Consider the following 6054-nt stretch of genomic DNA (forward strand, 5'->3'; position numbering starts at 1 on the left):
AGGGAATCCCCCACTGCTCCACCACGCGATCACAACTGATCGCGCCTCGGCGGTGAGTCAACCACATGAGCGCGGGACAGGCAACGCAGCACCAGGTTTCGCTTTCACCGGGCTCCGCCTGCGCAAACACCTGGTGTGGCGGTTGCCGAGAAGCGACGAGCGCCGTTGGCGAACAACACAATTCGAAACCTGAAACGCGTTGTGATTCGTTTCACAATACGGTGTCAGGGGCTCAGTCGAGGTCGTCGTGGCGCATCAGCAAACGTCCGGCTTCGGTGAGCGAGCCGGTGAGCGAGGGATACACCGAGAACGTCTGCGCGAGATCGGTGACCGTCAGATTGTTCTGCACCGCCAGCGCGATCGGCAGGATCAGCTCCGACGCGATCGGCGCGACCACCACACCGCCGATCACCACACCGGTCGCCGGGCGGCAGAAGATCTTGACGAAGCCGCGCCGCAGCCCCGACATCTTCGCGCGCGGATTGGTGTTGAGCGGCAACATCACTGTGCGCGCGGGGACCTCACCGTTGTCGATGGCGGTCTGGCTGACACCGACGGTCGCGATCTCCGGGCGGGTGAACACCGCCGAGGCCACCGTCTTCAGCCTGATCGGGCTCACCCCCTCGCCGAGCGAGTGATACATCGCGATCCGGCCCTGCATGGCGGCCACCGAAGCCAGCGGCAGCAGACCCGTGCAGTCGCCCGCGGCGTAGATACCGGGCACCGACGTGCGTGAAACCCGGTCGACACGAAGGTATCCGCCGCGGTCGAGTTCGATACCGACCCGGTCCAGGCCCAGGTTCTCGGTGTTCGGGGTGGAACCGACGGTCATCAGGGCGTGCGAACCGGTGACGGTGCGGCCGTCGGACAGCTTCACCACGATGCCGTCGGCGGTGCGCTCCACCGCGTCGGCGCGAGCGTGCTTGACCAGCTCGACGCCGCGTTCGGCCAGGGCTTCCTCGAGCACGAGGGCGGCGTCGGCGTCCTCGCCGGGCAGCACGCGATCGCGGCTCGACACGAGCTTCACCCGCACACCCATCTCGGTGTAGGCGGACACGAATTCGGCGCCGGTGACACCGGATCCGACGACGACCAGCGTCTCGGGCAGCTCCGGCAGGTCGTAGAGCTGGCGCCAATTCAGGATCCGCTCACCGTCGGGCTCGGCGCCGGCGAGCACCCGCGGGCTCGCGCCGGTCGCGATCAACACGACCTCGGCCTCGAACTCCTCGGAGCTCCCGTCGGCCAGGTTCGCGCGCACGCGATGCGCCAAACCCGGTGCGGGCCCGACCAATTCGCCATAGCCAGGAAGTAGTTGCACCCCCGCGGCCTGCAATTTGGCGCGGATATCGGAGGACTGCGCCAGCGCGAGCGCCTTGACTCGCGCGTTCACCTCGGGCAGATGCACCTTGGCCTGGTCGGCATCGATATTGATGCCGAGGTCGCGCGCGCGACGCAGGTCGGTGCGCAGGCCCGTCGAGGCGATGAAGGTTTTCGACGGCACGCAATCCCACAGCACACAGGCGCCACCGATACCGTCGGCGTCGACCAGGGTCACCGTGGCCCCGTGCTGAGCGGCTACCAGCGCCGCCTCGTATCCGGCCGGTCCACCGCCGATGATCGCAATCCGTGCCACCAGTCACGCTCCTTGTGCTCGCCTGATCGGACCTGCCCCTTGTGAGGGCTCGTCCGTGCTGTCGCCCCATCATTTCAGGTGCTCTGTGACGTGCCCGGGTCGGATCGGTGAACAACGGTGCGCGTGTTCTGTGCCACGTTCGGCACCACCGGCAAGTGTGACCGTCAGCCGATCTGGGTGGGAGACAGGAATTCCACCGTGGTTATTGGCTACAGTTCCATGGTGCCGATCTATGCCGCCTACGGGTCCAACATGGACTCGACGCAGATGCTGGAACGCTGCCCGCATTCGCCCATGTCCGGGACCGGGTGGCTGGAGGGTTGGCGCCTGACCTTCGCCGGTGACGACATCGGCTGGGAAGGGCCGTTGGCCACCGTCGTCGAGGATCCCGGCTCCCGGGTGTTCGTCGTGCTCTACGACGTCTCCCCCGAGGACGAGGACAGCCTCGACCGCTGGGAGGGCTCCGACTTCGGAATCCACAAGAAGATCCGGATCCGGGTCACCGGCACCCAGGGCGAGTCCCGCCTGGCCTGGCTCTACGTCCTGGACGCCTACGAAGGCGGCCTCCCGTCGGCCCGCTACATCGGCGTCATCGCCGACGCGGCCGAAAAGGCAGGCGCCCCAGAGGACTACGTCCACGCCCTCCGCACCCGCAACAGCAAGAACGTCGGGCCCGGCGCCTGAGCTGTTCCGCCTCCCCGAATATTCAGGCCGGACTCGCCGGCCGCCGACATCATGTCGGCGGCCGTGAGTCGGCTGGGTCAGCCCGTACCGCTATGCCTGCAGAACGATGTTCGTCAGCGTCCGGACACCCACAGCCAAAGCGCGCTCGTCGATGTCGAAGGTCGGCTGGTGCAGGTCCAGCTGCTCGCCGACGCCGGACCAGACGCCCAGCCTGGCCATTGCGCCGGGCACTTCCTCCAGGTACCAGGAGAAATCCTCGCCGCCGCCCGACTGCGGGGTGTCGGCCAGCGCGTCCTCACCCAACCCCAGGATGGCGTTCTCGAACATCAGCGCCGACGTCGGATCGTTGACCACCGGCGGCACACCACGCTTGTAGTTGAGCTGGTAGCGCACGCCCGTCGGCGCGAGCAACCCGTCGACGATCTCACGGACCAGCGGTTCCAGCAGCAGCCAGGTGGCGTGATCACCGGTACGCACGGTGCCCGTGAGCATGCCCGTCTGCGGAATCGCGTTGGGCGCCTTGCCCGCGCTCACCGCACCCCAGACCATGATCGTGCTGGTTCGAGGATCGACGCGGCGGCTCAGCAATCCGGGCAACCCCGTGATGACAGTTCCGATCGCGTAGACCAGGTCGCTGGTCAGATGCGGCCGCGAGGTATGCCCACCGGGCGAATCGAGCACCAGCTCGACAGTGTCGGCCGCCGACGTGATGGCCCCGGTCCGCACCCCGACCTTGCCGACCTCAAGACGCGGATCGCAGTGCAGCGCGAAGATCCGGTCGACCCCGGTCATCCCACCGGCCGCGACCACATCGAGCGCACCACCGGGCATCACTTCCTCGGCAGGCTGGAACACCAACCGCACCCCGACCGGCAGCTTGTCCTGCGCCTCGGCCAGCGCGAGACCGGCACCGAGCAGCACCGTGGTGTGCGCGTCGTGCCCGCAGGCGTGCGACACGCCAGGCACCGTCGAGGCGAAGGTCAGACCGGTGAACTCCTGCATCGGCAGCGCGTCCATGTCGGCGCGCAAGGCGATCCGCGGCCGATCGGTGGGGCCGAAGTCACAGATCAGCCCGGTGCCGCCCGGCAGCACCTCCCAGGTCAGCCCGGCCTTGGTGAGCCAGCCCGACACGAACTCGGTGGTGGTGAACTCCGCCCGCGACAACTCGGGGTTGGCGTGGATATGCCTGCGCCATTGCACCAGGTCGCCGGTGTGCTCGGCCAGCCATGCGTCAACGATCTCGGTTCCCGACATCAGAGTTGGTTCGGTGTCCGGCGTGGTCGGACACGCTGCGGTCTCGCGCGCCATCGAGTGGGTGCCCACACCCATCGATAGCGCGTCGGAGCCTGCGCGTGCGGTGCCCGGATGGCCGGAAATGGTCACCGAATGTCCTCCTGTCGTTCGATCAGCCGTTGCAACAACCTGTCCCTGTGTACTTCATCGCCCGCGATAGCGACAGCGGTACGCGCCAGCGCCAGCGCTCCGTCGAGCACCGCCCGGTCCGCCGAGGCGTTCACCGCGGCGGCGGCGAACGCAGGCTGGTGGGTTGCCGCACCGCCCGCGTCGATGCCGATCACCGGGTGGATACCGGGGATGACGTTGGTGACGTTGCCCATGTCGGTGCTGCCGAGCGGTCGCAACACCTCGAGCTCGGGCGCGATCGGCACCCGTCCCAGTCCGGTGATCTGCGCGCGGTAGGCAGCGGAAAGAACCGGATCGGGGGTGAGCTCGGTATAGGTGGGCGCGAGCGTCCGTATGTCGTGGGTGCAGCCGGTCGCCAGGGCGCCCGCTTCGAAACACGCCTTCGCTCGCCGCATCAGGTCGTCGAGGGAGCCGGAATCCGCCGCGCGGAGGTAGTACAGCAACTCCGCGCGTCCGGGCACGATGTTGGGGGCTACGCCACCGTCGGACACTATACCGTGCAGCTGCTGGCCGGGACGCAAATGCTGACGTAGCAAGCCGACAGCAACCTGGGTCAGGGTCACCGCGTCGCCGGCGTTGCGGCCCAGTTCGGGCGCGGCGCTGGCATGCGCCTCGCGGCCGTGGAAGACGATGGCGAGGTCGGCCAGTGCCAGTGAGCGCGCGCCGACGATATCGGTGGGCCCAGGGTGGACCATCATCGCCATCGCGATGTCGTCGAAGGCGCCCGCTTCCAGCATGAGCACCTTGCCGCCGCCGCTCTCCTCCGCGGGCGTGCCGAGCACCACCACGGTCAGGCCCAGCGCGTCGGCCACGGCGGCCAGCCCGATGGCCGCGCCGACCGCGGACGCGGCGATGATGTTGTGCCCGCAGGCGTGCCCGATCTCGGGCAGCGCGTCGTACTCGGCGCAGATACCGACGGTGAGCGGGCCGCTGCCGTACACCGCGCGAAACGCCGTCGACAGCCCGGCGACGCCCGTCGTGACGGCGAATCCGCGCTCGACCAGCGGCGCGAGGACCTTGGCGACGCTACGCGTTTCGGCGAAGGCCAGCTCCGGTTCGGCGTGAATCGCGTGCGAGAGCCCGATCAGCTCGTCCGAGGCAGCCACAATCGCGGCGTCGGAGGCGGTGGCTGTGAGTTCGCCGGTGCGCGAGGGTGCCATACCCCCAGTCTTGCATCAGTGCCCGACAGCGGCGCACCGGCGAGCGAGGTCAGTTGCCGAAGGGAAGGTTCTCCGGGGTGACCGGCGTGGCCAGCGCGGCGAGAGTCTCGGCGTGCAGCGCGGTCTTGATGATCGGGGTGATCGGCTTGCGCAGGCTGGTGAGCGCGGCGGCGCGGGCGATCGCGGCGGGCAGCACCTCGTCGGCGTCGGCCTTGGCATCGGCGATCCCGGCGGCGATGGCCTCGTCGGCACCGAAACGGTGGCCGGTGGTCATCGCCTGGACGCACACCTGGTTGCTCAGGCGACCCTTCAGCAAGCCGTTCATGCCGATCGTGAACGGCATGCCGAGGTGCACCTCGGGCAGCGACCAGAAGCCGCGGTCACCGCGCATCACGCGGAAATCGTGGGACGTGGCCAGCATGGCGCCCGCGCCGAACGCGTGGCCGTTGACCGCGGCGATCGTGGGCATCGGGAAGGTCAGCAGGCGGGTGTAGAGCGAGTGCACCCGGTCGAGGTAGCCGTGGATCTTGTCCAGGTTGCCGAAGACGTAATCGGTGTCGAGGCCGTTGCTGTAGTACTTGCCGGTCGCGACGGTGACCAGCGCGGCAGCACCCTCGGACGCCTCGACCTTGTCGAGTGCGGCGTGGAAGGCATCGATCCAGCCCGGCGAGAAACGGTTCTCGTTGTCTGTCTCACCCTCGTTGCCGAGGTACAGGACGAAAACATCACCAGAGCGCTCCAAATACGGCATGCAGGGGAGAATAGTCCGCACCTGAACCCTCCCCTACTCGCGGGTAGGCACCTTCCCCGCCCCGCACGACCCGACCTCGAGGAGGGTCCGCCGCGTAGCGGCGGTTCGCGGCCCGCCCCCCCCGCCCGGTGCGGGTCCGGGGCGCCCGCCGCGGCCCCCCACCCCCCCCCACGCCGCGGCCCCCCCCCGCGCCCGCCGAGCCGGGGCCGGCCCTGGCCCGCGCCCTGGCCGACCCGGCGCTGTGCGGGTGGGGGATGGCGGGGCAGGGGGCGTCACTCCGCTGAGCCGGGCGGCGCCTCCCAGAGCCCGGCCAGATGCGCGTGGAGCACCTCGTACGCCTCCTCCGGGGTGAGGTGGCCGACGAGGACGTGTGTGGTGAGGCCGTCCGCGAGGGCCAGCAGCTG

General features: G+C 69.0%; 5 protein-coding genes. 1 reads left to right on the forward strand and 4 read right to left on the reverse strand.

Annotated elements, in window-relative coordinates; genetic code table 11:
- Window positions 1–232: 232 nt before the first annotated feature.
- Window positions 233–1633, reverse strand: a complete 1401-nt coding sequence (locus ACWF99_RS13185; RefSeq protein WP_378635538.1) for an NAD(P)H-quinone dehydrogenase — start codon at window positions 1631–1633, stop codon at window positions 233–235.
- A gap of 222 nt (window positions 1634–1855) precedes the next feature.
- Here ACWF99_RS13185 and ACWF99_RS13190 point away from each other — a divergent pair, with 222 nt between their 5' ends.
- A complete protein-coding gene (locus tag ACWF99_RS13190) occupies window positions 1856–2317 on the forward strand; it encodes a gamma-glutamylcyclotransferase (RefSeq protein WP_056819179.1) in 462 nt (153 codons plus the stop codon).
- Window positions 2318–2407: 90 nt separating this feature from the next.
- Here the strand turns inward: ACWF99_RS13190 and ACWF99_RS13195 are convergent, their stop codons facing one another.
- The 3 genes from ACWF99_RS13195 to ACWF99_RS13205 all read right to left on the reverse strand — a co-directional run bounded on the left by ACWF99_RS13195 (window position 2408) and on the right by ACWF99_RS13205 (window position 5650).
- Window positions 2408–3571, reverse strand: a complete 1164-nt coding sequence (locus ACWF99_RS13195; protein WP_378635804.1) for a M20 family metallopeptidase — start codon at window positions 3569–3571, stop codon at window positions 2408–2410.
- A gap of 125 nt (window positions 3572–3696) precedes the next feature.
- Entirely contained in the window at window positions 3697–4899 is a 1203-nt protein-coding gene (locus ACWF99_RS13200; RefSeq protein WP_378635535.1) for a M20 family metallopeptidase, read from the reverse strand.
- Between the two features lie 49 nt (window positions 4900–4948).
- A complete protein-coding gene (locus ACWF99_RS13205) occupies window positions 4949–5650 on the reverse strand; it encodes an enoyl-CoA hydratase-related protein (protein WP_378635533.1) in 702 nt (233 codons plus the stop codon).
- Between the last annotated feature and the right edge of the window lie 404 nt (window positions 5651–6054).

The sequence above is a fragment of the Nocardia sp. NPDC055002 genome, assembly GCF_053608825.1.